Here is a 25,431-nt window from a genome sequence, read left to right on the forward strand (position 1 = left end):
ATGAGAGATGACCTCAGAAAAACTTGGTTGCAAGGAACGCGATAAGTGCTAGTGTGAAATCGCTGCTCTTAAAGCAGATTGGGCATTAGCGATCGCCAGATTCCGAGCTTCATCCCCAAGATTAAGGCTATCGGCATAGACGAACTCAATATCCGTGATACCAATAAACCCAAAAATGAGTCGCAAGTAGGGTGTTTGTAGATCATAGGAGTGAGTAGGGCTACCTTCGGGGTAGGCTCCTCCCTGCGCCATAATGATCGTCATCTTCTTGTGAACCAGTCCCTTGTAACCTGCTTCATCAACGGAGAATGTACGTCCCGCTCGCACAATCTGGTCAAGATAAGCTTTGAAGTTGGCAGGAATGCTGAAGTTATACATGGGGATACTGAAAACGTAGCGATCGGCTGATAAAAACTCGTCGATCAATTCGTCGGAAATCTGAATTGCAGCGGCTAACTCAGGTGTATGTTGATCGGATGGAGTAAACGCAGCAGCGATCCAGTCTTCGCTCACAAAAGGAACGGGGTAATGCCCAATATCCCGGTAGGTTACGGTGTCGTCAGGATGAGCCGTTTTCCACTGGTTAATGAACTCTTTGGAAAGTGTGCGGGAGATGGAGCGATCGCCACGCGGACTCGCATCTAAATGGAGAATGTGGGTCATAGAATAAATCTCAGATTGTGAATGAAGAATGCAGCGGCCTCAGCAAACCCCTCGATCTCGAAAAACTGGTGCAGGCCGTGGTCGAACTCACCCAAACTCGTTCACCGAGCGACGCTCAGCGCTTGTAGCACGGCTTGGGCCGCCGTCTCGGAAGAGGCCGGATTTTGCCCGGTGATCAGGAGGCCGTCATGCACCACGTGGATCTGCCAATTCTCGGCTTTAGAGTAGTTGCCGCCGTTCTGCTTTAGCATGTCTTCTACCAGAAAAGGCACCACATCGGTCAGACCCACAGCGGCTTCCTCGCTGTCGGTAAAGCCAGTTACCCCTTTGTTTTGCACCAAGGGTGCGCCATCGGGTGCTTTGGCGTGGCGCAGCACTCCAGGGACGTGGCACACCGCGGCTACAAGCTTATTCGCTTTATAAAAGGCTTCGATCAAGGCAATGGAGTGGGTGTCGTCGGCGAGATCCCACAGTGGGCCGTGGCCACCGGGGTAAAACACGGCGGCGTAGTCGGCGGCTGACAGCGTAGCCAGCACAGCGGTGTTAGCTAGAGCTTTTTGGGCGTCGGGGTCTTGGCTAAAGCGAGCGGTGGCCTCAGTTTGGGCGTCAGGAGCATCGCTTTTGGGGTCTAGCGGGGGTTGCCCGCCCTGGGGTGAGGCTAGGGTAATGTCGGCTCCAGCATCTTTGAACACGTAGTAAGGGGCCGCGAATTCTTCTAGCCAGAAGCCAGTTTTTTTGCCGGTGTCTCCTAACCGGTCGTGGGAGGTCAAAATCATCAAAATTTTCATGGTTATTCCTTAGTTAAATGAATTGCAAGTTGTGGTCAAGACGGCGATGGGGCTTAGTCTCTAACCGCAGATCAGCTCGACTAGGGCCAATTGCAGAATGAAATCAAAAGCTAAACATCTCTGCTTGTGCTTTTAAGTGAAACGTCTGTGTACCCTCAAGGGTTGATGACGTAAGCGATCGCGCCATGAACTGAGGCTGCAAGACAACGCCAAATTTCATCACTTAAGCTCCGCAAGTTAAGCACAGAGTTAAAATTTTCGTGTCACGTGCCCAATGAGCATTCGCCCAGTTGCACCTTGAATATTCATGCCTTCAAGCATGGAACCGTGCAATTTACTCGCTCGATCTATTTGCATGACTGTTTGCACAAATTCAATATAGGGGGTTGCCTTCAAGCTGTCGCCTACAACAAGTTAAATTTTTTACAGTGCAAATCGATAGAGTAACCATGCCATCGCAGAGTAGAAGGCTGGCTCTAACTTAAGTTAGAGTCCGAATTTGATCGAAAGTACACTCAGACAACCGATCGACCATCAATGTCTGAATGCAAAATCCGGTAGCGATGTCCCACACCATTGATGCGGGCGATGACCTGTTTGCCTCCCGGATGAAGCAGCTATCAATACGAGCTATTGCCGTGAACCGACGACAGACCCTGACTGCCTCAACGCTTGAGCAATACGACTCTCGATTCCAAGGCAGTCTGTGGGAGATCTTGAATGTATCTCTACCTTCCAGGCTATTTCCTATGCCCTTGCCTTACACCAGTCTGATTGGCTATTGAGTTGAGCAATTAGAGGTCAGGATATAAAGGCTCTACACAAGGAGCTTTATATTCTGGAGTTTGGCAAGCGATATACTTTGGGAAACGGATGACAGTCCTTCACCGGGGAAGTATTCAATGATTACCCTGCCTGGAATTACTATCCACAGCAAAATTTATGAGAGCTTAGCTTCTTTGGTGTATCGGGGCATCAGAGAGCAAGATAACTGTGCAGTGATTGCCAAAGTTCTCAAGCAGGATTATCCCTCTTCTCAGGATTTAACTCGCTATCGGCAGGAGTATCAAATTACTCGATTTCTCAATGTTGAAGGCGTAGTCAAGGCATACAGCCAGCAAGACTACCAGCGCACGCTGGTGATTCTTTTGGAAGACTTTGGTGGAGAGTCTTTAGAATGCTGGATGCGGCAACAATTAGACTTCTCTCCCATGCCGCTGCCGGTTTTTTTGAATATGGCGATCGCCATTACTGATACTCTAGGCAAAATTCATGCGGCTCAGGTCATCCATAAAGATATTAATCCTGGCAACATTGTCTTTAATCCGAGGACTGGCGTTGTCAAAATCATTGATTTTGGCATTGCCACTCGCTTCAGTCGCACCAATCCCACATTCAAAAGTCTCCATCTTCTAGAAGGAACCCCCGCCTATTTTTCGCCAGAGCAAACCGGACGAATGAACCGGATGCTCGACTATCGCACCGACTTTTATTCACTGGGTGCAACCTTCTACGAACTGTTGACGAGACAATTACCGTTTCCCACTAAAGATCTCCTAGAGCTAGTCCACAGCCACATTGCCAGACCGCTGACTCCTCCGCATGAATTGAACGCAACAATTCCCCAACCTGTTTCAGATCTTATTTTGAAACTGATGGCAAAGAATGCGGAAGATCGCTATCAAAGTGCTTGGGGCATCAAAGCAGATTTAGAACGCTGTGCCCATCAACTGACAGAAGTGGGTTTAATTGAACCTATGCCATTGGGTCTGCAAGATGTTTCCGAGCAGTTCTTCATTCCTCAAAAACTGTATGGGCGAGAAGCGAAGATTGCAGCATTATTGGCGGCGTTCGACAGGGTGGCAGGAAATGAGGGAGTAGGGAAATGGAGAAGTGGGGGAGAAGAAGACATTACCCTACTACCGCATCGTGAAATGATGCTGGTCTCCGGTTATGCTGGCATCGGCAAAACGGCATTGGTGCAGGAACTCCATAAACCGGTCACAGCAAACCAAGGCTATTTTATCTCTGGTAAATTTGACCAATTTGGGCGCAACATTCCCTACAGCGCTATTGTGAATGCCCTGCAAAAGTTAGTGCAGCAACTCTTGAGCGAACCAGATGAGCAGGTGGAAGTGTGGCGATCGCGCCTGCTGACTGCTCTGGGCAACAACGGACAAATCATCATTGATGTCATCCCCGAGATTGAGTTAATCATTGGCAAGCAGTCGCCTATACCCAAAGTTGGAGCAACTGAGGCACAGAACCGCTTCAATGTCACGTTTCAAAGATTTGTGCGGGCGTTTTGTGCCAAAGAGCATCCCCTAGTGATTTTTTTAGACGATCTACAGTGGATCGATTCTGCGACTTTGAAGTTAATCGAACTCATCTTACTTGATGAGCAAATCCAGTATCTGTTTTTGCTCGGAGCCTACCGAGATAACGAACTGACTCCAACGCATCCGTTGGTCTTAACGCTAGAGAGCCTGGGAAACCAGGGAGCAGTACTTCAGGAAATCATCCTGGCTCCCTTAACGCTGGAACCGTTGAGTCAACTGGTGGCTGAGACATTACATTGTAATCCTGATACCGTTCGTTCCTTAACCCAAGTCGTGTTGCGTAAAACCGAGGGCAACCCTTTCTTTGTTGGTGAATTTTTGAAGCTGCTGCATAGCGAAAACCTGTTGACCTTTGATGCCCAACAGTTGAGCTGGCAGTGGAACCTAGCTGAGATTGAAGCTCAAAATATCACGGATAATGTGGTGGAGTTGCTGCTGCGTCAGTTGCAGAAATTGCCGAAAGCAACACAGCAAGCTCTTTGCATCGCGGCTTGTGTTGGGTCTGAGTTTGATTTAGAAACGTTGGCGATCGTTTGCGAAAAATCACCGAAAGCAATTTTTCAGGATCTACTAGCAGCAATACAAGCGGGCTTAATTCAACCGCTGTCTGACCTGGACGAAGATTTGTTAGTTCAAGAGTATGAGTTTTCGCACGATCGCGTTCAGCAAGCGGCTTATGCTTTGATTGATGAATCGCAGAAACAAGTAGTTCATCTCCAAATCGGTGGCAATTTGCTCGAAAAAACTTCACCAGAGCAACGACCCGATCGGTTGTTTGAAATCATCGATCATCTTAATCAAGGACTTGAGCTAGTCACTGCTCGATCAGAACGAACTGAAATTGCCAAATTGAATTTAATGGCAGGTCAGAAAGCAAAAACAGCAACGGCTTATGAAGCAGCTTTTAAGTATTTCACTATAGGGCTTAAACTCCTCAATTCAGAGGGTTGGCAGAGTGAGTATGACCTCACCTTAGCGCTGTACTCAGAAGCAGCAGAAGCGGCATATCTCCAGGGTCGCTTTGATGAGATGGAACAGTTGGTAGAAGTGGTACTTGATCGCGCTAAGACAGTACTTGACAAAGTGCAGGTTTACGATAGCAGAATTCAAGGATATTTGTCACAGGGTAACCTAAAAGAAACACTAAAAACTGGATTGGAAGCGTTAAAGCTCTTGGGAATAGATTTAATAGAAAATCCAAGTCAGGCAGATATTCAAAAGGAATTGGGGTCAACGGCTGCACTACTTGCTCAACGAGAAATCGAAGACTTGATTAATTTACCAGAGATGACTGCACTAGAACCGCTGGCAGCTATGTCAATTCTGGCGAGTATGAGGTCTGCTGCATTTATCAGGTCACCAGCACTATTCATGCTGATTACTTGCAAAACGGTAAATTTATCAATCAACTACGGGAATGCTGTCTGGTCATCACTGTTTTATGCTGGCTACGGGTTTATTCTATGTGGAGTTGTTCAAGACATTGAATTCGGTTATGAGTTCGGCAAATTGGCTCTCAGTTTGGCAGAACGACTGAATACCAGAGGAAATGCTAGAACCTTAATGTTTTCAAATGTCCATATCATGCACTGGAAGTTGCATCTTAGGAACACAATACCCATGCTGGCTGATGCCTATCAGGATGGAGTGAAAACTGGAGACTTTGAAGCTGCTGGTTATGCTGCATATTGCGTGTGCTATTACTCGTTTTTTGCTGGAGAAGAACTCACCCAACTGGAACAAAAAACAGCAGCCTACAGCAAAGCGGTTGACCAAATTAGACGAGAAAGTCCCTCGGCTTGGATTGCAATAGTGTGGCAGACTATCCTTAATTTGCAAGATAGGACTGAGAATCCCAGTCGCTTGGTTGGTCGGGTGTGTAATGAAGAACAGGCGTTATCACACGCTATTGCAGTTAAAGATGGAACTGCAATCCAAATGCTCTATTTGCACAAAATCATGTTGTGTTATCTATTTGGAGAACACCATCAAGCTGAACAGATTGCTATTTTGGCAAGGCAACATTTTGAAGATGTGACAGCAATAACAGTTCTACCTATATTCTGTTTCTATCATTCTCTGGCGCTTTTGAGCCTATCGCCTGATGTTTCAAACTCTGAAAAAACAGCTTGGCTAAGTTGTGTTAGCTCCAACCAAGAAAAGATGCAAAAGTGGGCGAGTCATGCCCCAATGAATTATTTACATAAATTTTATTTAGTCGAAGCAGAAAAAGCGCGAGTCTCAGGACAATTTTTTGAGGCCGAGGAACTTTATGAACGAGCGATCGCAGGTGCTGCTGAAAATGAGTATATCCAAGAAGAAGCATTAGCTTATGAATTAGCGGCAAAACATTATCTAGCGCGAGGTCGGGAAAAGTTTGCTCAGACCTACATGAAAGAAGCGCACTATTGCTACGATCGCTGGGGCGCAGCCGCTAAAGTTAAAGACTTAGAAAACCGCTATCCACAGTTCTTTTGTCAGTCGCCTAAAGCCGCTTCCACATCAATTCCTATTATCGCTGAAACTATCACTAATCCCTCGCATACTGCTTTTGATTTGGCAGCAGTGATGAAAGCTTCACAGGCGATTTCTCGTGAAATTGAACTGAAGCAACTGCTGCGATCACTGATGCAAACTTTAATTGAGAATGCTGGCGCACAAACCGGATATCTGATTTTAGAAAATTCAGGAGAATGGTCGATTGAAGCGGCTTGTGAACTCAGTACCGATGAAAGTGCTTGTGCGACTCAGGTGTTACAGTCTATTCCAATTGCCGATCAATTGCCAGAATCAATCATTCAATATGTGATTCGGACTCTAAAGCCTGTCACCTTAAACGATGCGACTCGTGAAGGTGCTTTTATTAATGAGCCATACATTCAACAGAACCAGCCTCAATCTGTTTTCTGTTTGCCCCTGCTGAATCAAGCCAAGCTGGTCGGTGTATTGTATTTAGAAAATCGGTTAGCAACTGGAGTATTTACACCAGAGCGATCGCAGGTCTTGCAGCTATTATCGACTCAAGCCGCGATCGCTATCGAAAATGCCAACCTTTACTCAGAACTGCAGGCTAAGGAAAGCAAGATCACCCAGTTCCTTGAAGCGATTCCGGTGGGAATTGCGATCGTGGATGCAACGGGTTGCCCTTACTATGCCAACCAATGCAGCAATCAACTCTTGGGCAAAGAAACTGATACTTCTATAGCACCGGAGCAACTCTCAGAGGCTTATCAGCTTTATGTAGCGGGGACGGATCAAATCTATCCACCGGAGAGCCTGCCTAATGTGCGGGCATTAAGAGGCGAACGCATCAGGACTGAAGATATAGAAATTCGTCGAGATCATGTCACAATTCTACTTGAGGCACGGGGAACACCAGTTTTTGATCAACAGGGCAATATCACTCATGCGATCGCTACCTTTCAGGACATTACAGAGCGCAAACAAACCGAGAAACTCCTAGCCGACTACAACTGCACTTTAGAGCAACAGATCGCAGAACGAACTGCTGCGTTACAACGCAGTGAAGCTAAGTTCCGAACTATCTTTGAAAACTCGCAGGTTGGCATCTACCGAACCCGCCTCTCGGATGGATTAATTCTCGATGCCAATCAACGCTTTGCCAATCTGTATGGCTTTGACTCACCAGAGGAGATCATTGGGATTGAACACACCGCAGGCTACTATGTCAATCCCAGCGATCGCCAACAATTCCTTGAGATGCTGAAGCGGGATGGGGAAGTGCGAAACTTTGAAGCCCAGGTGCGGAAACGAGATGAGACATTGTTTTGGGTACTTTTCTCTTCTTATCTGAATGCAGCCGATGGATACATCGAAGGGGTGGTTGTAGATATTAGCGACCGCAAACAAGCAGAAGCCGCATTACGGCAAAGTGAAGCGAACTACTCCAACCTGTTACAAACTGCGAATTCCGTCATCATTTGCTATGACACGCAAGGACGAATTCGATACATCAACGATTATGGGGTGAAACTTCTAGGTTATGAAGAACATGAGATTGTAGGGCGAACCTTATTTGAAACCATCATTCCAGAAGCCGAACTCTCTGGACGCGATGTGAGACCCATGGTCCACGATTTACTTCATAATCCTCAATCGTACCCGCAAGGCGAGAGTGAAAACCTGTGTCGAGACGGACGGCGAGTTTGGATGTCCTGGTCGAATCAAGCCATCTTCAATGACCAGGGAGATGTCGTTGAAATCTTATCGGTGGGCAGTGACACCACCCAGCGCAAACAAGCAGAAGAGGCATTACAACGCAGTGAGGCCAAGTTCCGCAATATCTTTGAAAACTCGCAGGTTGGCATCTACCGAACCCGCCTCTCGGATGGATTAATTCTCAATGCCAATCGATGCCTTGCTAACCTGTTGGGCTTTGATTCACCAGAGGAGATCATTGGGCTAGAACACAGCATTGACTATTTTGTAAATCCCAACGATCGCCAACACGCCATTGAGGTGATGAAGCGGGATGGGGAAATGCGAAGCTATGAAGTCCAGATGCGAAAACGAGATGGGACACTGTTCTGGGGACTTACCTCTTCTTATCTAAATGCATCCGATGGATACGTCGAAGGGGTGGTTGCGGATATTAGCGATCGCAAACAAGCAGAAGTCGCTCTACAAATGAGTGAAGAACGACTACGCTTAGCATTAACCGCTTCAAATCAAGGACTCTTTGATCACAATATCAAAACTGAAGAAATCGTGGTTAACCCAGAATACGCTTTAATGCTGGGCTACGATCCGGCAATATTTCACGAGACCAAATCTAGGTGGATTGAGAGTTTGCATCCTGATGACAGAGAATCAATGGTTGCAATTTGCAATGCTTTTAATACTGGAGAAGTCCCCAGCTATCGAGCAGAGTATCGCCTGCGTACCCGGGATGGTCAGTGGAAATGGATTCTTTCTGTCGGCAAAATTGTTGCCTGGAATGAATCCGGTGAACCCATCCGATCGTTGGGAGTTTATACGGATATCGACGATTACAAACGGGCAGAAGCCGCGCTGCAAGCCTCTGAAGCAGAACTGCGAGCGCTCTTCTCAGCCATTCCCGATCCGCTGTGTGTTTACAATGCTGAAGGGCAAGTGATCGACGCAATCCCAGGAAATCCATCCTATGGAGAGGAGTATATAAAGGAATATATTGGTAAAACACTGCATCAACTCTATGCCAAGGAACAAGCTGATGAATTCCTGAATTATATTCAGCAGGTGGTGAAAACCCAACAAGTACTCACCGTTGAATACACTGAATGCCAGTGGATGGCTGGACGAAAAGTTTGGTTTTCGGCTCGCATTGCCCCGCTTCCGCACGAACAGGTGATTTGGCTGGCGCGAGACATTACGCTGCAAAAGCAAGCAGAAGCAGCCTCAATTTTGGAAGAACGCAACCGCATGGCACGCGAGATTCACGACACACTCGCTCAGTCGTTTACAGGCATTCTGGCTCAGGTAGGAGCGGCAAAACAGGTGCTAACGGATGATGTAGAAGCAACTCAGGCGCATCTAGACCTGATCAAAGAATTGGCGCGAACTGGACTGGCTGAAGCGAGGCGATCGGTCGTGGCGCTCCGTCCTCAGCTTTTGGAGGAGGGCAGTTTACAGAGTGCTCTACATCGTCTTGTCGCTCAAATCAGAACTGCCGCAATGAATACCACTTTGTATTATGAGATTGAAGGTACAGTGTATTCTCTACCGACTGAAGTCGAGAATAACTTACTACGGATGGGGCAGGAAGCATTAACCAATGCGATTAAACATGCCAATGCTGACGAAATTCGAGTGGAGCTAGTCTACGATCGCGATCAGGTTTGCTTGCGCGTGCAAGACAATGGGCAGGGTTTTGGGGTCGGGAATATTCCAGCCTCTGAGGGTTTTGGCTTACTCGGCATGAGCGAACGGGCAGAGCGCATCGGCGCACAACTGACGATTAGGAGTCAACCTGGACAGGGAACAGAGATTATTGTCACCGTCAACCCTTGAGTGAGCATCACGATGAGCCAAGCCACGACCATTCGGGTTTTGATTGCGGACGATCACGCCATTTTTCGGCAAGGATTAGCCACGATTATCAACCATGACCCGGATATGCAGGTAATTGCTCAAGCTGAAAATGGGGAACAGGCGATCGCTCTATTTGGGGAACACCAACCGGATATCACGCTGATGGATCTGCGAATGCCGGAAGTGGAAGGAGTTGCCGCCATCGGTGCAATTTGTGCTGCTGCTAAATCGGCTCGGATTATTGTACTAACCACATATGACAGTGACGAAGATATTTACCGGGGATTGCAGGCAGGCGCAAAAGGATACCTGTTGAAAGAAACTGAACCTGCCGAGCTTCTAAATGCCATTCGTACCGTTCATCGGGGTCAGAAGTATATTCCGCCCGATGTGGGCGCAAAGTTGGTACAGCGCCTCAGCAATCCAGAACTAAGTGAAAGAGAACTAGAAGTACTCCGCTCACTGGCACAGGGTATGAGTAACGCCGATATTGCGGCTGCTTTGAGCATCGGTGAAGGTACTGTCAAATCCCACGTCAATCGGATTTTGAATAAGCTAGATGTTAGCGATCGCACCCAAGCTGTGATTGTTGCCGTTAAGCGCGGTATTGTCAGTTTGTAGGATGTACTTTCGTTCAAGTTCGGATTCTAACTTAAGTTAGAGCCAGCCTTCTACTCTGCGATGGCATGGTTAATCTATCAATTTGCACTGCAAAAAACTTAACTTGCTGTAGGCGACAGCTTGAAGACGACCCCCTATATTGAATTTATGCAAACAGTCATGCAATTGGATCGAGCAAGTAAATTGCACGGTTCTATGCTTGATACAAATGTAAAAAATGAGCGACGATCGTAGCCACAGTTCTTTACTTGTACCACCTTCAACTCAAGATTGGATTCAAGGTATTTTGGGTGCCAAGGTCGTGCTGGTGATGTACGGAGACTATCAATGTCCTAGAAGTGCGGACGTTTACAAGCTGATTAAAGGGATCAAACGAGAGTTTAGTTCTTCTTTGGGAGAGGATTATTTATGCTTCATCCTCCGTCATTTTCCGCAAACACAGATTCATCCCCATGCTCAACGGGCGGCCCAAGCAGCCGTTGCCGCCGCCGCCCAAGGAAAGTTTTGGTTAATGAGCGATAGTTTATTTGACCATCAACAAAGGTTGGAGAATGGTTATCTTATCGAGTACGCCAATGATTTGGGGCTTGACATGCCTCAATTTCTCAAAGAGTTGTCTAAACAAGAGCATGTCGATCGCATCAATGAAGACATCAAAGGCGGAATACAGAGCGGAGTAACGACTGCCCCAGCCCTGTTTATCAATGGAAGTCGGTATCTCGGGCACTGGAACACGACGGAGTTGATGGCAGCCGTGATTGCTGCAAGTCATTAAGCTCACCAATCTTTGTTCTCAATTCATATCTGACTTGTTGGTTAGTGCTAGTCAGCGATCGAATGCGCGATCGCTAGTTTTTGCCTGATTTGTTGAATAATTTGCCATTTTTTGAACCATGCTGACAACTACAACGCCAACCGTTGAAGCCAATTACAAAGGCTTAACACATACCCGATTGCAGCAAGTACTTGACTATATTCAGACTCACCTCGATCGAGAATTATCACTGGCTGAACTTGCAGAAGTGATCAACGTTAGTTCGACCTATTTTGCGAGTTTGTTTAAGCAAACAACGGGAATTTCGCCCCATCAGTACGTGATTAAACAGCGCGTGGAACGAGCAAAAGTAATGTTGAAGAAGACGGATTTTGCGATCTCCGACATTGCTCTACAAGTCGGCTTCTCCAGCCAAAGTCATCTGACACAACAATTTAAGCGCATTACGGGAATGACCCCAAAACAGATTCGCTAGCGTCCAAGCACTACATACACACGAGCCAAAGAGACAAAGACGAAGTTTAAAGCAATTACAAGGACATCAGGGAATCGGAATGGAAGTGAAAGATGTGACTTACGTGGAGGCCGCTCGGTGGGGTAAGCATCGGGGGTGGCAGTATGTTCTGGGATTAGTAGTCATCCTCTTTGCGGGGCTGGTGGTCGGCGGCATCGCCACCCCGCGCATCGCGTTCTTGCTCGGCGGTCAGGAGGGGCTTGCGGCGTTCAGTCGGCTGGATTACGCCGCGTTCGGTCCCTTAGGGGGCTTCGTTGCGGTCATGGCGAGTTTTCCGTTCTTCCTTGCGGGAATCCTGATCGCCGTCACCCTCATTCACCAGCGTCATCCCCGGACGCTGGTCACAGCGAGAGAGAAGATCAGTTGGCGGCGTGTCGGTCACGGGTTTGTGGCGTGGTTCGTGCCATTCTGACTGATCGCTGGGCTGGGACAGTACTTCTTCTATCCCGATACCTTTTCCTTTAACTCCGACCTGACGACGTTCGCGCTCTTCGTGCCACTGGCACTGGTCTTGACCGCGATCCAGACCACCACAGAGGAGCTTTTCTTTCGCGGCTACATTGTGCAGGGCGCGAGCCTTGTTTGGACGAACCGCGTCTTTCTGGCGCTGGTGCCAGCCGTGATCTTTACCCTGCCGCATCTCCTCAACCCAGAGGCGATCACGGGCGGCTGGCTCACGGTCTTCTTCAACTACTTCCTCGTTCCGGGTCTGGTGTGGACCGTGGTCTCGTTGATTGACGGAACCACCGAACTCGCCATTGGCGTACACTTCGCGAACAACATCGGCGGCAGTCTCTTGATGGGCGTAGCCGGAAACGCCGTGAACGCATCGGTTCTGTTCACAGTCAGCAAGTTCCACGCGACCTACACGGCACTATCGATACTGGTTGTAGTACCCGTGTTTCTGGCGATCGCCTATGGAGTGTTCAAGCGTAAGACCCTAACCCGTTTTCCAAAGCCACGGGAAGATCGTGGGTGATCTTGTCAGTTCGCAAACCTATCAGCAAATGACCCAAGAGGGTGATCATCGTGTCTAAAGTTTCTTCTAACCACCCGAAGGACTCAGGAAGCACCGCCATATGTTCATCTCGACCCAACAAAGTTCTGCGTCCGAGCTTGCCCGAAGGCATTGTTGGTCTTATCGTCTTTACCGTCTTAGAAGAGGCAAATGCGGCGATCGCATAGGCACATGGACAGAAGCCGCTTAAGCTCCTCACCTTTCAGCATCAAATTTGCGATTAGCGCCGAGACGCAACTCCGAAGGAACCGCAGCATACTTCAATCAGAAATTCATCATGCAATATCTTTCACAGGACTTAATCCTGCTTGCACTCAATCCCCAAACTGGGAAAACTCGCTTCTCTTGGTACTCGGCACTCGACTACGGCTTGGTCGGTTCTTTATTACTAGACTTAGTACTGCAAGGCAAACTTGAGATCAACAACGACAATCGTGTGATCGGTGCGATCTCAAGCAACACAAGCAATGAATTCTTAGATCAACGCCTCAGTGAGGTTCTAGCATCGTCTCGTCCTCGAACTGCAAGGTTCTGGGTGACTCGTTGGAGACGAAGATACAGAGGAATTCAAACAATTGTGTTGCAGAACTTAGTTGATTTAGGTGTTTTAGAACGACAAGAGCAACGCATTCTTGGACTGTTCCCAACGCAGCGATATTTTCTAACCGATGAATCCATTCAACGCGAGATTGTCCAGCAAGTTCGTGCAGCCGTGTCAGAAGGCATTGGACTGGATTCTCGGATGGCAGCATTGATTAGTTTGATGCAAGCCTCTCACCTGAGCGATGCGGTATTCGGACCTGAAGAACGTCCTGAAGCGCGATCGCGAATTAAAGCGATCGCAAGAGAGGAACTGGTCGGGCAAGCAGTTTCAAAGGCAATTTTAACCATTCAAGCAACCACTTTGGGTGCAATCAATGGCGGGTGAAATTTTTAAGGGTTGTATAGAACAATAGTTCGGACAATTTTTGATAGGAAAAGTTTTTTGCCAGAATTGTCCGGAGTGTTGTTGTCATTACATAGCAAGTAAATTCTAAACATTGATAGTTCAATCGAATGATACTGAAACGAACTTGCTCTTCACCATAAGAATCTGGAAGAAATCAAGCATTGGAACTTAGTACGCTTCAGATCAATGCAACGAAATTAATGCTAGGAGAAGCACAATGATACTTCAAGATAGAGTGGCGTTAGTCACTGGTGGCACATCGGGAATCGGTTGTGCAACGGCGACCCTTGCGGTATCTGCGGAGCAGCGCGCGCTCGGTGCTGCTGGAGCAAAAGTCGTGTTCTCCGGTAGACGCGACGCAGAAGGAGAAAAAACCGCCCAACTGATTCGCGAAACAGGCGCTGAATGGTTATACGTACATTGAAACAAGTTCACTAACACCACAAGAATCTAAAGCAGTCAAGTATTGGAACTCAAGACACTTTAGATAGATAGAACCAGGAGTATTTAATCATGGTCAAAGAGCAAACTGTAGACGGGCAAGCAAATTTACAAGCAACTACCAATTTGACACCAGCCCAAGAGTTTTTGCAAGTACTTTGGGAAGAGCATTTACAGTACGAGTTTGGCACTCACAGTACTGAAGATGCCCTCGCTACAATGGTTGAAGATGCTTACGTTAACCACATCCCGGTAATGATTGGGGGAGTCGGGAAACCAGCACTGCGCGAGTTTTATTCCAAATACCTCATTCCACAGATGCCGCCGGACATGGAGCTGACCCTGATCTCGCGCACAATCGGGACCGATCAACTCGTGGATGAAATGGTGGCTAAGTTCACTCATACTGTTTGGATGGAATGGATATTACCCGGCGTTGCTCCAACTGGGAAACGGGTTGAAGTGCCAGTAGTTGCGATTATTCGGTTTCGTGACGGCAAAATAGCCTACCAACACATTTACTGGGATCAGGCAAGTGTATTGGTTCAAGTCGGCTTGCTCGATCCGGGTACACTTCCCGTCGTGGGCGTTGACAGTGCGCGTAAGGTGATCGACCCCAACTTACCTTCAAACACATTAATCGAGCGCGACTAAGTGTAGAAGCCAGCAAATATCAATGCCTAAACCCGCCATTTTGCAACCAGGATCGCAACTCGCCTGACCCAGCCACGTTCTATACCCGTGGTGAAAAAGGCTGTCTGGATTATCCAGCCCTAGCAAAAGTTTAGAAACTTAGAAAACGAAGTAACTCACATGAAAGTTTTGATTGTTCTTGCACACCCAGAGTCGAAAAGCTTTAACGGAGCAATGTTTCAGACAGCAATTGATACGTTCAAAGACTCTGGGCATGATGTTCAATATTCAGATCTTCATACCATGAAATTTGACCCTGCATCCGATCGCCGCAACTTTACGTCTGTCAAAGATCCTGACTACTTTAAGCAGCAACTTGAAGAGATGTATGCAATTGAAGTTGGAGGATTCATTCCAGAAATTGAAGCTGAGATCCAAAAACTGGAATGGTGCGATCTGATGATTTGGCAATTCCCTTTGTGGTGGTTCAGTGTCCCTGCAATTTTGAAGGGGTGGGTCGATCGCGTCTTTGTTATGGGTCGTGTTTACGGTAATGGACATATTTATGAAACGGGCAGATTTCGAGGTAAGCAAGCGATGCTCTCGTTGACCACAGGTAGCACAGAAGAGGACTATCTTGCAGGCGGTTTTAACGGTGATATCCATGCTATTCTGCGCCCAATTCAGCGAGGGATGCTGCAATTCGTTGGTTTTGACGTTCTTGCTCCGCAGATTGTTTATGCCCCCGTTCGCCAAACAGATGCAGTTCGTCAACGTATCTTGAATGATTTTTCGCAACGATTGCGAACCATTGAACGTGAGTTGCCGATCGCCGTAGGTCAATATTGATCGGCATGGAACTGGCGAGACCGGATTTATGGGGCACGCAGCCAGGATCGTACTCATCCTGGTTGTAGAGGCGCTTCTTATTGCTGGCTCCTACACGTATTGCTGCCCATTGGGTTTTTGACGCAAGTAAGATAACCATTCACAACAAGAGGTAACTGTCATGATGCTGAAAGGCAAGGTTGCTTTAGTGACGGGAGGGACATCGGGAATTGGCAGAGCAACGGCGATCGCTTACGCCCAACAACAAGCAAAGGTGGTGGTGGTGGGTCGTCGAATGGATGAAGGTGAAGAAACGGTTCGATTGATCAAGGAGGCTGGCGGAGAGGCGATTTTTGTGCAAGCAGATGTTACGAAAGAAGCCGATGTTAAAGTAATGGTTGATAAAGCGGTTGGCGTTTTTGGTCGGTTAGATATTGCCTTTAATAATGCAGGAATGGGCAACGAAAATCCCTCATTGATTGAGCAAACAGAAGCGGAATATGACCGCACTATGAACGTCAATGTCAAAGGCGTTTGGTTGTCGATGAAATATGAAATTGCTCAGATGTTGAAACAGGGAAGGGGTGCGATCGTCAATATGGCATCTGTGGTTGGAGTCGTTGCACTGCCTAACATACTCCTCTATACCGCGAGCAAACATGCGGTAGTAGGCTTAACCAAAGCTGCTGCGCTCCAATATGCCAAAGCGGGTATTCGTATTAATGTCGTTGCACCAGGGGCAATCCAAACAGATATGTTTGAAGCAGTCACAGATGAAGCTAAAGCTTATTTGGCAGGGCTTCACCCGATCGGACGAGTTGGAACACCGCTTGAAGTTGCTAATGCAGTCCTGTTTTTATCATCTGACTTAGCATCGTTCATAATAGGTGAAACGTTAATGATTGATGGTGGCTATGCAGCGCAGTAGTCGAACGACAGTGCAAAATACTGTAGTGATCTAATGCACGATAGCTAGCTTTTGCCTGTTTTGTTGAGCAAATTGCCAATCTTTGAACCATGCTAACAATTACAACGCCAACCCTTAAAGCTAAGCACAAAGGCTTAACGCACACCCGATTGCAGCAAGTACTCAGCTATACTCGTACTCACCTTGATCGAGATTTGTCACTGGCTGGTCTTGCAAAAGTGATCAATATTAGCCCGACTTACTTTGCGAGTTTTTTAAGCAAAAAATGGGAATTTCTCCCCGTCAGTCCGTGATTAAACAGCGCGTGGAACAGGCAAAATTGATGCTGTCGAAAACAGATCTGGCAATCGCAGACATTGCCCTACAAGTAGGCTTTTCCAGTCACACAGCACATCAAGCGATTCACGGGAAAGACCCTCAAGCAGATTCGCTAGCACCATAAGAATCTGAAAGAAATTGAGTCTTGGAACTCATTACATTGAAGTTAAGTTAGGCAAGAGTCTGAAGCAGCAACAGAATTAAAATTGTATCTTCGTCCACAACGTCAACTAAAAATGGATCGTACAAAAATGAGTATTCAGCAATTAATTACGCCTGAAAAGCACAATTTAGGTGGATTTAGCGTGCAACGCACCTTACCGAGTGAAACCCTAAAAATGGTTGGCCCTTTCATCTTCTTTGATCACTTAGGCCCAGCTATTTTCCCGGTTGGGGAAGGCGTTGATGTTAGACCCCATCCACACATCAATTTGGCAACGGTTACCTATTTGTTTGAAGGAAGCCTTCTGCATAGAGATAGTCTAGGTACAGTACAAGAGATTTTTCCGGGCGAGGTGAACTGGATGACAGCAGGTAAAGGTGTTGTTCATTCTGAGCGATCGCCTGAGAGCTTTAGAGAGAAAGAATCTACTCTTCACGGCATTCAGACCTGGATTGCCCTCCCCGAAAGCGCTGAAGAAGTTGAACCCAGCTTTTTACATTATCCGGCGACTGATTTACCGAGGTGGATTCAAACAGGCACCAGCGCAACCTTGATCGCTGGTAGCTATCAGTCTCACCAATCACCCGTTAAAACTTACTCTGCTACTCTTTACCTAGCGCTTGTTTTCACGGAGGGTAGTCAATTTCAGCTAGCGCCAACAGAAGGTTTAGAAAGGGCAGTTTATAGCGTCACATCTGGCCTGTTTGTAAATGGAAAGCCTTTAGAGCCCTATCGCCTAGCCGTTTTAGCGCCGGATGAATCAGTAGATATCCGTGCAGGGGCTGAGGCAAAAGCAATGATTATTGGCGGGGCACCAGTGGGCGATCGCACAAAGTACTGGAACTTTGTGTCGAGCCGCTCAGCGCGTATCGAGCAGGCAAAACGAGATTGGCAAGACCGCCGCTTCCCGCCGGTTCCCGGTGAAACTGAATTCATTCCGCTCCCTGATAATTCAGATCGCGATAGTAGCGCGCCCCCTCTGAGTTGACGATGGTAGGCGTTTTGCTGAGCGAGAGAACAGCCGCTTAACTTGTACAGCAAGGCTTTCTACTATTTCGGATTACGTCTATTTCGTTCGCAAAACGCGTGGGAAGTGATATGGAAGTTGGAATTGACAGTTTTGCCTCGGTTGGAACGAGTGAAAACGGTGAAACGGCGGATGCCGCGCAGTCTGTCGCCGAACTGCTGGAGAGAATAGAGCAGGCGGATCGTTCCGGGTTGGATATCTTCGGCATCGGCGAGCATCATCGGCATGAATTTTTAGATTCGGCAAACGCGGTCATTCTCGCCGCTGCCGCCGCACGCACCGAGCGTATCCGTCTAACCAGCGCCGTTACGGTGCTGAGCGCGGCTGACCCGGTGCGTGTGTTTCAACAATTCGCCACGCTCGATTTGATTTCAAAAGGTCGCGCCGAAATGGTTGTCGGGCGCGGCTCGTTCACCGAAGCCTTTCCGCTATTCGGACTTAGTCTCGGCGATTACGACGAGATTTTCGCTGAAAAGCTCGAACTCTTGCTCAAAATTCGGGACAACGAAATGGTCGATTGGTCGGGCAAATTTCGCCCCGCGCTGGAAAACCAAGCAATTTATCCGCGTCCGCTGCAAAAGCCGTTTCCCATCTGGATCGGGGTCGGCGGTACACCGCAATCTTTCCACCGCGCCGGAATGCTTGGACTGCCGCTCGTGGTCGCCATTATCGGCGGCGAAACGCACCGCTTTCGCTCGCTCATAGATTTATACCGCGATGCCGGAGAGTACGCTGGACACGCGCCCGAAACATTAAAAGTTTCATTGCATTCAATCGGTTATGTCGCCGACACGACCGAGCAAGCTGTTGAAGAATTCTTTCCAGGCTACGCCGAAACCTTCACTAGAATTGGCAGAGAGAGAGGCTGGCCGCCGGTTACGCGCGCCGCTTTTGACGCGCAGCGCAGCGCAACCGGCGCGTTACTGGTCGGCAGCCCCGAAGAAGTGGCGGAGAAAATCCGCCGTCACAGCGAATCGCTCGGCGGCATTTCGAGAGTAACGTTTCAAATGGACAACGCGCAGATGAATCACGCCCAACTGATGCGCTCCATTGAACTGATTGGAATGAAAATGTCGCCACTCTTGAACGATTGAAATATGCGGGCATGGTTCAACTCAAGTTCCGCTAGGGTAACAAGACAGAGAAAACGGATATGAAACTGGTTCTGCAAGTTTGTGCTGAATTGGTAAAAACGGAGTTAGCGATAACCCTCCGGGATAGCTTCGCTTAGCGCAGACGTTGCCCTACAAGTAGGCTTCTCCAACCAAAGTCATTGACGCAGCACTTCAAGTGATTTACGGGAAAGACCTCCAAGCAAATTCGCTGACACTATAAGTAATCTGAAAATTTCTCCTAGGAATCTGAAAGAAATCGAGTACTGGAAATCATTACATTGATTCAGTATTTTCTTGGGATCAGGTCGTTCAGGCACATCAGCATCTAGAGCAGGAAGGAACACAGGGCAAAATTGTGCTGAAGTCTACAGAAAATTAGACCAGCTTCACGACGTTGGTAATTGCTAAATCCATTTACAAAGGAGAAACCTCTCATGTCTTACATTACCCTTGGTCAAGAAAACTCTGCAAACATCGATATGAGTATCGGAATTATTGGTTCAGGAGCCCTCGGCTCAAACCTGGCGCGCATGTTGGCAAAAAATGGCATTGCAGCCACCATAGCCAACAGCCGCGGGGCGGAATCGCTGGCTGACTTTGTGGCCGAAGTGGGTCCCTCCATAAAGGCCGGCACTGTTGCCGAAGCCGCCAGCGCCGACATCGTCATTGCGGCTGTGCGCTGGGTCGATGCAGAGAAGGTATTCAGTGCCCTGCCTGCATGGAATGGTCGCATCGTCATTGACAGCACCAACCCAGTTGAATTCCTCGACCCAGATTCACCTGATGCCAAAGACCCCAGCAATCCGCTGGCAGCCTACGGTATCAGGGCTGTTGATCTAGGCGGCAAATTCTCCAGCGAGGTGTTCAAGCAATACGTACCGGGTGCACGCGTAGTGAAAGCCTTTAATCATCTGGAGGTGAATCTATTGCAGGATCCTAAGGTGTCTAGTGGACAGCGGGTGCTGTTCTACTCAGGTGACGACGCCGATGCCAAAACCCAAGTGCGAAAAATCATTGACGGCACGGGCTTCTTCCCGGTGGATCTAGGCACTCTGGAAGCTGGCGGCACGATTGCGTCTTTGCCGTTTGGTTCATTGGCTGCGCACAACTTCATCAAAATCTGATCGCGCAGAAGAAGTCTCCGACGAGCATCGAAACTTCATCGCGTCGGCCCTAGCTGCTGGCCATAAGCGCGCATCGGGTTTCACAACTGTGAAGCCGCTGGGCGTTGGTCCCTATGTGATGAACACCCCCATGGGTGGCTTGAGCGGAGCACCCGATCAGCGACAGCAACACAACTGGACTGAACCATAGCCCCAAGATTGCCGCACGCAGGGCAAGTCAACATTTGTAACTTTAACTTAGACAAAATCACATGGAAGAAGATCACCCCCATAGCGAAGCCACGCTCGCCATCACCGATCCCGGCGCACCTGTGGGTCTGACCGCAGTGCAACTGTTCAAGCGCAGTCTGGACACCTTCCTCGCCAAAGACATCAAGGGCTGGGCTGAACTCTGCGACGAAGACATTGTGGTCGAGTTTCCCTTTGCGCCCGACGTGGCATCTAGGAAGCTGGTCGGCCGCGCGGCCATCTACGAGTATTTGAAGGACTATCCCAGCGTCATCGACATTCAAAGTACTCCCATGCTAAAGATCAACGCCACCGATGCCCCCAACGTGGCCATTGCCGAGTGGAGCATCTCAGGCCGGGTGATCACCAACGGCAATCCCTATGAAATGAGCTACGCCACGTTTATGACTGTCAAGAATGGGTTGATCGTCAATTACCGCGAGTACTGGGACCCGATGGTGTTCATGGCAGCCATGAGCGGCGCAAAGTTCTGGTGATCTTGGCGAGTTGCTAAAACCCTTTCTCCCCAACAGCATTGTCTATCATCCACCGCAGATAAGCTCTGCATCACAAACAAGCAACTCTCAACGGTCAGTATTTATCTACCTCAAGCTTCGTTCACCTCATTCCTAAAAAGCAATGAAAGCTATTGTTCTTGACCATTATGGAACACCTGATGTTCTATATCTGACTGAAGTGCCTGATCCAGTATCTGGTACTAACGAAGTATTGGTACGAGTCTATGCATCCAGCGTGAACCCTATTGATATTGGCGTTCGACAAGGGCGTGTTTTATCAAGTGAACCACATCGTTTTCCCTTGATTTTGGGGTGGGATGCCGCAGGAATTGTTGAAGATGTAGGAGATGGCGTGACTGATTTTGTTGGAGGCGATCGCGTCGTACTGATTTCAGAGCAGCCTTCCAGCGGCAGAGGTACTCATGCAGAACTCGTTGCGGTTCCGTCAACACAGATTGTAAAACTGCCTGAAACCATCAACTTTGTAACTGCCGCTGCCATTCCTCTAGCCGGTATTACAGCTCTTCAAGCCGTTAAAGCCCTCTCGCTATCACCTGGACAACTGATTCTGATTAATAATCCACTGGGTGCAGTGGGCGGCTTTGCTAGTCAGATAGCACGGCAGCTAGGGCTAAAAGTGATTTCCCCTATATCACCTCACTTAGCAGAAGAAGCACGTACCCAAGGGGTTGAATGGGCGGTTCCAGTTGACCAAAGCTTGAACAATGCTGTTCGTGAAGTAGTATCTGAAGGCGTTGATGGGGCGATCGATCTGGTTGGAGCAGACATTGCCCATCAGACTTTCAGTGCTGTGAAGAATGGTGGAGCTTATACAACCGTACTTCCAGAATGGTGGAAGCCAGGAGGTTCTTACACTGAAGATCGAGCCATCAAACCAATCGTGGTAGAAAATAAACCCAATCAAGCTGACTTGTCTAAGCTAGTTGAATGGTTGAATCTTGGTGTTTTATCTCCTCGAATTGAGCAGACATTCTCATTAGCTCAAACGGCAGAAGCACACAGACTGCATGAAAAGCCTGGTTTGACTCGGAAGCTAATCATAGAGAATGCGTAAAAGATTTTCTTCAGCTAGGCATCGCTTTCACCTAAAACGAACTCAACTACCTATTCGCTAACCAACAAACATGGAGGATGATCATGTCCTATATCCTACACATCGACTCCAGTCCGGGCATTGAGCGATCGCTCTCTCGAATGCTGTCAAACCGAAACTGTCAGCTACGTCCTGGATGGACGGCTGGAACACAAGGACTCGGTCGGTCATGCCGGACTGCTCAATCCCAGTGATGTGGAGTGGATGACCGCTGGGGCAGGCGTAGTGCATTCCGAAATGCCAGAAGCTGAGTTTACCCGCACGGGGGGCGACTGCACGGCATTCAACTGTGGGTCAACTTGCCGCAGCGGGACAAGATGATTGCTCCTCGCTATCAGGAAATTCCATCAGCGCAGATTCCGGTAGCTCAGACAAAGGATGGGTCCGTGACGGTGCGCGTGATTGCGGGAAAAGCGTTGGGGGCGAAAGCGGTGATTGAAACCCGCACCCCGATTATCTACCTGCACTTCACTCTACAAGCGGGAGCAAGCAGTGTTCAATCGGTACCGAAAAAGTACAACGCCTTTACCTATGTCCTCGATGGGTCTGGTTTGTTTGGTACTGAGCAGGAACGGGGTGAGGATGAGCAAATGGTGATTTTTGCACCTGATGGTGAGAAAGTGGCGATCGCCAATCCTGCGGATGCCACCCAGCCCCTTGATCTATTGCTGATTGCTGGAGTGCCGCTGAATAGACCTGTGGTGCGCTATGGTCCTTTTGTGATGAACACTGAAGCCGAAATTCTGCAAGCGATCGGCGGCATTTCGAGAGTAACTTTTCAAATGGACAACGTGCAGATGAACCATGCCCAACTGATGCGCTCCATTGAACTGATTAGAATGCAAATGTCGCCACTCTTGAACGATTAACATATGCGGGCATGGTTCAACTTAAGTTCCGCTAGGGTAACAAGACAGAGAAAACGGATATAAAATTGGTTCTGCGAGTCTAGCTGAATGGGTGAAAACGGATTTTAGCAATAATCCTCCGGGATAGCTTCGCTTAGCGCAGACATTGCCCTACAAGCAGGCTTTTCCAGTTAAAGGCATTTGACGCAGCACTTCAAGCGATTCACGGGAAAGACCCCCAAGCAGATTCGCTAGCACTATAAGAATCTGAGAATTTATCCTAAGAATCTGAAAGAAATCGAGTCTTGGAAATCATTATATTGAAGTTAAGTTAGGCAAGAATCTGAAGCAGGATTCGTGGGAGCTTTCATTGCCTTACGTTACTATCAGTCAAGAAAACTCTGCAACCATCGATCTCTACAAGGAAACCTATAACTATGTCTGAAAATTCAAAAACCGGCTTGGAAGGACTGCTTCGTCCAGAAGATAGCATCCTAGTACTGATTGACCACCAGCCTTATCGGTTCAGGTAATTGCTAAACGGACCGAAGTTTGATTTTGCGTTGAAGATCAATATTGATTGGGACAGGAGAAACAGAATGATACTGAAAGATAAAGTGGCGTTAGTCACTGGCGGAACTTCGGGAATTGGTCGTGCAACCGCGATCGCTTATGCCCAACAACAAGCAAAGGTGGTGGTGGTGGGTCGTCGAATGGATGAAGGTGAAGAAACAGTTCGATTGATCGAGGAAGCTGGCGGAGAGGCTATTTTTGTGCAAGCAGATGTCACGAAAGAAGCCGATTTTGAAGCAATGGTTGATAAAGCGGTTGACGTTTTTGGTCGGTTAGATATTGCTTCTAACAATGCAGGAACGATTGGCGAAAATCCTTCACTGATTGAGCAAACAGAAGCGGAATACGATCGCACGATGAATGTCAATGTCAAAGGCATTTGGTTGTCGATGAAGTATGAAATTGCTCAGATGTTGAAACAGGGAAGTGGTTCAATCGTCAATACGGCATCTGCGAATGGAGTCGTTGCATTTCCTACCTTCCCCCTTTATACCGCGAGTAAAAGTGCAGTAATAGGCTTGACAAAAGCTGCTGCGCTCCAATATGCCAAAGCGGTGATTCGCGTCAATGTCGTTGCACCAGCGGTAATCGAAACAGATATGTTTGAAGCAGCGGCAGGTGGGCAGGATGAAGTCAAAGCTTACATGGCTGGACTTCACCCGATCGGGCGAATTGGAACACCACTTGAAGTTGCAAATGCAGTCCTGTTTTTATCATCTGACCTAGCATCGTTCACAACAGGTGAAACGTTAATGGTAGATGGCGGGTATGTAGCGCAATAGTCGATCGGCAGTGCGAAATGTTGCGACCAAGTAGCGATCGACCTGCATCATCCGCTTGATCACTCTCCGTGCCGTTGATTCTCAGGGGCGTACCGACGCAGTGTTTGATTGAGCAGTAATACATCTAAATGAGTCCATCATGACGACAACACTTGCAGGCAAAGTTGCACTGGTAACGGGTGGTTCTCGCGGTTTAGGAGCGGCAATCGTAGGGTATGCGAAAGGTGTCCAGCGCGATCTTGGTCCGCGCAACACCACTGTGTGCAGCCAGGTATGCCGACGGACATGGCAACAACCGCAGCCGACAAATTGCCGGAAGCAGCGGAAGCGATGGATTTTCACGCCATCCACCGGATCGCAACCTTGGAGGAGGTAGCGGCGACCGTTTGTTTCCTCGAAAGTTCAGACGCTGGCTACATCAGCCTACGACGCCTAATCATGCGCTGCACCGGAACGATACAGTTTGGTCGGTTGAGTTTTCAAGGTTATCTGCGTCCGATGAGCTTCGTCGTTAGGCAGCGAGGGTGAAGAATAGACTTAATCGGAATTAAGAAAAGCAATCAATTCTTAAACCGTTTACAAGCCTTCTTGCAGCCTATTTGTCCATTGAGATACCGAGCACTTTATTACTGATAAGGTCTAATGAAAAGAGAGTTAGCTATAAGTTTTTTGTTCTCGTTTGTGGGTGGCGCCATGGTCTGGGCCTTGTCACCATTTTTATCCGGGCAGGTTGAACCGTGGGATGCGAAAGGTCTTTATTATTCCGCAGCACTTCTTATTGTTGGCCTTACCGTTGGCCTTGCTCGGCCTAAACATGTTTGGTCGCACTATGCCGGTATTATTCTTGGTCAACTGACGTATATGCTTTGTTTTCTGCCTAGCGGTCCGTTAATTCCTGTTGGAGTCGCTTTTGTAGTGGCTTACTCCATAATCGCTTTAGCAGGAGCAGCAAGTGGGGCATGGTTTCGTCGAGTCAACCGGGGTGCGCGGTAATTTTGCTGCCTAACAAGGCGCTGCAGTGAACCCGGCGCGCTTCGGTTGCAATCCACGCTGTCACCGCGGGCTGGGTCGCTGAGCTTGAGTCGTTATAGACC

24 protein-coding genes and 1 pseudogene are annotated in these 25,431 nt (G+C 48.2%); 23 read left to right on the forward strand and 2 right to left on the reverse strand.

Translation table 11 applies throughout. From position 1 onward, the window contains the following. Positions 1-48 precede the first annotated feature (48 nt). Together NC979_RS10090 and NC979_RS10095 are read right to left on the reverse strand one after the other, a co-directional pair. Positions 49-663 (reverse strand): FMN-dependent NADH-azoreductase, encoded by a 615-nt coding sequence (locus tag NC979_RS10090; protein ID WP_190520280.1) that lies wholly within the window; start codon positions 661-663, stop codon positions 49-51. A gap of 101 nt (positions 664-764) precedes the next feature. Next, positions 765-1,451, reverse strand: coding sequence for a type 1 glutamine amidotransferase domain-containing protein (locus tag NC979_RS10095; protein ID WP_190520282.1), 687 nt, complete (start codon positions 1,449-1,451; stop codon positions 765-767). A gap of 545 nt (positions 1,452-1,996) precedes the next feature. On the opposite strand from NC979_RS10095, the gene NC979_RS10100 reads away from it, so the two are divergent. The 23 genes and pseudogenes from NC979_RS10100 to NC979_RS10210 all read left to right on the forward strand — a co-directional run bounded on the left by NC979_RS10100 (position 1,997) and on the right by NC979_RS10210 (position 25,330). Then, the gene (locus NC979_RS10100; RefSeq protein ID WP_206755260.1) at positions 1,997-2,236 is read left to right on the forward strand and encodes a hypothetical protein; all 240 of its coding nucleotides are present in this window, start codon (positions 1,997-1,999) and stop codon (positions 2,234-2,236) included. 117 nt (positions 2,237-2,353) lie between these two features. Beyond that, positions 2,354-9,799, forward strand: a complete 7,446-nt coding sequence (locus tag NC979_RS10105; RefSeq protein WP_190520287.1) for a PAS domain S-box protein — start codon at positions 2,354-2,356, stop codon at positions 9,797-9,799. A 12-nt stretch (positions 9,800-9,811) separates the two neighbouring features. Continuing rightward, positions 9,812-10,441, forward strand: coding sequence for a response regulator (locus NC979_RS10110; protein WP_190520289.1), 630 nt, complete (start codon positions 9,812-9,814; stop codon positions 10,439-10,441). 217 nt (positions 10,442-10,658) lie between these two features. Further along, on the forward strand, positions 10,659-11,216 hold the full coding sequence (locus NC979_RS10115; RefSeq protein WP_190520291.1) for a DsbA family protein: 558 nt from the start codon (positions 10,659-10,661) through the stop codon (positions 11,214-11,216). 118 nt (positions 11,217-11,334) lie between these two features. Further along, positions 11,335-11,691, forward strand: a complete 357-nt coding sequence (locus tag NC979_RS10120) for an AraC family transcriptional regulator (protein ID WP_190520292.1) — start codon at positions 11,335-11,337, stop codon at positions 11,689-11,691. 79 nt (positions 11,692-11,770) lie between these two features. Beyond that, complete coding sequence (locus NC979_RS25330; protein ID WP_242024059.1) at positions 11,771-12,142, forward strand: hypothetical protein; 372 nt, start codon at positions 11,771-11,773, stop codon at positions 12,140-12,142. 81 nt (positions 12,143-12,223) lie between these two features. Continuing rightward, the gene (locus tag NC979_RS25335) at positions 12,224-12,709 is read left to right on the forward strand and encodes a CPBP family intramembrane glutamic endopeptidase (RefSeq protein ID WP_431191053.1); all 486 of its coding nucleotides are present in this window, start codon (positions 12,224-12,226) and stop codon (positions 12,707-12,709) included. Positions 12,710-13,025: 316 nt separating this feature from the next. Then, positions 13,026-13,676: a GOLPH3/VPS74 family protein gene (locus NC979_RS10130; protein WP_190520294.1), complete on the forward strand. Its 651-nt coding sequence runs from the start codon at positions 13,026-13,028 to the stop codon at positions 13,674-13,676. A gap of 534 nt (positions 13,677-14,210) precedes the next feature. Then, the gene (locus tag NC979_RS10140; protein WP_190520296.1) at positions 14,211-14,792 is read left to right on the forward strand and encodes an ester cyclase; all 582 of its coding nucleotides are present in this window, start codon (positions 14,211-14,213) and stop codon (positions 14,790-14,792) included. Positions 14,793-14,951: 159 nt separating this feature from the next. Further along, positions 14,952-15,620 carry an NAD(P)H-dependent oxidoreductase gene (locus NC979_RS10145; protein ID WP_190520298.1) on the forward strand — a complete coding sequence of 223 codons (669 nt, stop codon included), beginning with the start codon at positions 14,952-14,954 and terminating at the stop codon, positions 15,618-15,620. A 160-nt stretch (positions 15,621-15,780) separates the two neighbouring features. Continuing rightward, complete coding sequence (locus NC979_RS10150) at positions 15,781-16,527, forward strand: SDR family oxidoreductase (RefSeq protein WP_190520300.1); 747 nt, start codon at positions 15,781-15,783, stop codon at positions 16,525-16,527. A gap of 253 nt (positions 16,528-16,780) precedes the next feature. Continuing rightward, positions 16,781-16,969 (forward strand): annotated as a pseudogene (locus tag NC979_RS10155) (helix-turn-helix domain-containing protein); the annotation flags it as partial. A 127-nt stretch (positions 16,970-17,096) separates the two neighbouring features. After that, on the forward strand, positions 17,097-17,996 hold the full coding sequence (locus tag NC979_RS10160) for a pirin family protein (RefSeq protein ID WP_190520302.1): 900 nt from the start codon (positions 17,097-17,099) through the stop codon (positions 17,994-17,996). A 110-nt stretch (positions 17,997-18,106) separates the two neighbouring features. Continuing rightward, complete coding sequence (locus tag NC979_RS10165; RefSeq protein ID WP_190520304.1) at positions 18,107-19,129, forward strand: LLM class flavin-dependent oxidoreductase; 1,023 nt, start codon at positions 18,107-18,109, stop codon at positions 19,127-19,129. A gap of 298 nt (positions 19,130-19,427) precedes the next feature. After that, on the forward strand, positions 19,428-19,529 hold the full coding sequence (locus tag NC979_RS10170; protein WP_347403951.1) for a zinc-binding dehydrogenase: 102 nt from the start codon (positions 19,428-19,430) through the stop codon (positions 19,527-19,529). Positions 19,530-19,584: 55 nt separating this feature from the next. Further along, positions 19,585-20,274, forward strand: coding sequence for an NADPH-dependent F420 reductase (locus NC979_RS10175; RefSeq protein WP_199308886.1), 690 nt, complete (start codon positions 19,585-19,587; stop codon positions 20,272-20,274). 311 nt (positions 20,275-20,585) lie between these two features. Next, entirely contained in the window at positions 20,586-20,999 is a 414-nt protein-coding gene (locus NC979_RS10180) for a nuclear transport factor 2 family protein (protein WP_199308887.1), read from the forward strand. A 142-nt stretch (positions 21,000-21,141) separates the two neighbouring features. Then, a complete protein-coding gene (locus NC979_RS10185) occupies positions 21,142-22,095 on the forward strand; it encodes an NADP-dependent oxidoreductase (RefSeq protein WP_190520307.1) in 954 nt (317 codons plus the stop codon). 120 nt (positions 22,096-22,215) lie between these two features. Continuing rightward, the gene (locus tag NC979_RS25340) at positions 22,216-22,455 is read left to right on the forward strand and encodes a pirin family protein (protein ID WP_199308888.1); all 240 of its coding nucleotides are present in this window, start codon (positions 22,216-22,218) and stop codon (positions 22,453-22,455) included. Next, positions 22,452-23,003 (forward strand): pirin family protein, encoded by a 552-nt coding sequence (locus tag NC979_RS10190; protein ID WP_199308889.1) that lies wholly within the window; start codon positions 22,452-22,454, stop codon positions 23,001-23,003. The genes NC979_RS25340 and NC979_RS10190 overlap by 4 nt, the downstream gene beginning before the upstream one ends. 578 nt (positions 23,004-23,581) lie before the next feature. Next, on the forward strand, positions 23,582-24,337 hold the full coding sequence (locus tag NC979_RS10200; RefSeq protein WP_190520877.1) for an SDR family oxidoreductase: 756 nt from the start codon (positions 23,582-23,584) through the stop codon (positions 24,335-24,337). 273 nt (positions 24,338-24,610) lie between these two features. Continuing rightward, on the forward strand, positions 24,611-24,865 hold the full coding sequence (locus NC979_RS25345) for a hypothetical protein (protein WP_199308890.1): 255 nt from the start codon (positions 24,611-24,613) through the stop codon (positions 24,863-24,865). 114 nt (positions 24,866-24,979) lie between these two features. After that, a complete protein-coding gene (locus NC979_RS10210) occupies positions 24,980-25,330 on the forward strand; it encodes a hypothetical protein (RefSeq protein WP_190520309.1) in 351 nt (116 codons plus the stop codon). The last annotated feature ends 101 nt before the right edge of the window (positions 25,331-25,431 follow it).

The organism is Leptolyngbya subtilissima AS-A7 (assembly GCF_039962255.1).
Taxonomy (GTDB): Bacteria; Cyanobacteriota; Cyanobacteriia; order Phormidesmidales; family Phormidesmidaceae; genus Nodosilinea.

What these genes read in the sequence shown, in the direction of transcription:
- NC979_RS10110 (WP_190520289.1), top strand. Translation starts at nt 9,812, where the DNA reads ATGAGCCAAGCCACGACCATTCGGGTTTTGATTGCGGACGATCACGCC.
- NC979_RS10090 (WP_190520280.1), bottom strand. Translation starts at nt 663, where the DNA reads ATGACCCACATTCTCCATTTAGATGCGAGTCCGCGTGGCGATCGCTCC.
- NC979_RS10105 (WP_190520287.1), top strand. Translation starts at nt 2,354, where the DNA reads ATGATTACCCTGCCTGGAATTACTATCCACAGCAAAATTTATGAGAGC.
- NC979_RS10100 (WP_206755260.1), top strand. Translation starts at nt 1,997, where the DNA reads ATGCAAAATCCGGTAGCGATGTCCCACACCATTGATGCGGGCGATGAC.
- NC979_RS10185 (WP_190520307.1), top strand. Translation starts at nt 21,142, where the DNA reads ATGAAAGCTATTGTTCTTGACCATTATGGAACACCTGATGTTCTATAT.
- NC979_RS10175 (WP_199308886.1), top strand. Translation starts at nt 19,585, where the DNA reads ATGTCTTACATTACCCTTGGTCAAGAAAACTCTGCAAACATCGATATG.
- NC979_RS10145 (WP_190520298.1), top strand. Translation starts at nt 14,952, where the DNA reads ATGAAAGTTTTGATTGTTCTTGCACACCCAGAGTCGAAAAGCTTTAAC.
- NC979_RS25330 (WP_242024059.1), top strand. Translation starts at nt 11,771, where the DNA reads ATGGAAGTGAAAGATGTGACTTACGTGGAGGCCGCTCGGTGGGGTAAG.
- NC979_RS10165 (WP_190520304.1), top strand. Translation starts at nt 18,107, where the DNA reads ATGGAAGTTGGAATTGACAGTTTTGCCTCGGTTGGAACGAGTGAAAAC.
- NC979_RS10095 (WP_190520282.1), bottom strand. Translation starts at nt 1,451, where the DNA reads ATGAAAATTTTGATGATTTTGACCTCCCACGACCGGTTAGGAGACACC.
- NC979_RS10130 (WP_190520294.1), top strand. Translation starts at nt 13,026, where the DNA reads ATGCAATATCTTTCACAGGACTTAATCCTGCTTGCACTCAATCCCCAA.
- NC979_RS10140 (WP_190520296.1), top strand. Translation starts at nt 14,211, where the DNA reads ATGGTCAAAGAGCAAACTGTAGACGGGCAAGCAAATTTACAAGCAACT.
- NC979_RS10150 (WP_190520300.1), top strand. Translation starts at nt 15,781, where the DNA reads ATGATGCTGAAAGGCAAGGTTGCTTTAGTGACGGGAGGGACATCGGGA.
- NC979_RS10210 (WP_190520309.1), top strand. Translation starts at nt 24,980, where the DNA reads ATGAAAAGAGAGTTAGCTATAAGTTTTTTGTTCTCGTTTGTGGGTGGC.
- NC979_RS10115 (WP_190520291.1), top strand. Translation starts at nt 10,659, where the DNA reads ATGAGCGACGATCGTAGCCACAGTTCTTTACTTGTACCACCTTCAACT.
- NC979_RS10200 (WP_190520877.1), top strand. Translation starts at nt 23,582, where the DNA reads ATGATACTGAAAGATAAAGTGGCGTTAGTCACTGGCGGAACTTCGGGA.
- NC979_RS10160 (WP_190520302.1), top strand. Translation starts at nt 17,097, where the DNA reads ATGAGTATTCAGCAATTAATTACGCCTGAAAAGCACAATTTAGGTGGA.
- NC979_RS25345 (WP_199308890.1), top strand. Translation starts at nt 24,611, where the DNA reads ATGCCGACGGACATGGCAACAACCGCAGCCGACAAATTGCCGGAAGCA.
- NC979_RS10190 (WP_199308889.1), top strand. Translation starts at nt 22,452, where the DNA reads ATGATTGCTCCTCGCTATCAGGAAATTCCATCAGCGCAGATTCCGGTA.
- NC979_RS10120 (WP_190520292.1), top strand. Translation starts at nt 11,335, where the DNA reads ATGCTGACAACTACAACGCCAACCGTTGAAGCCAATTACAAAGGCTTA.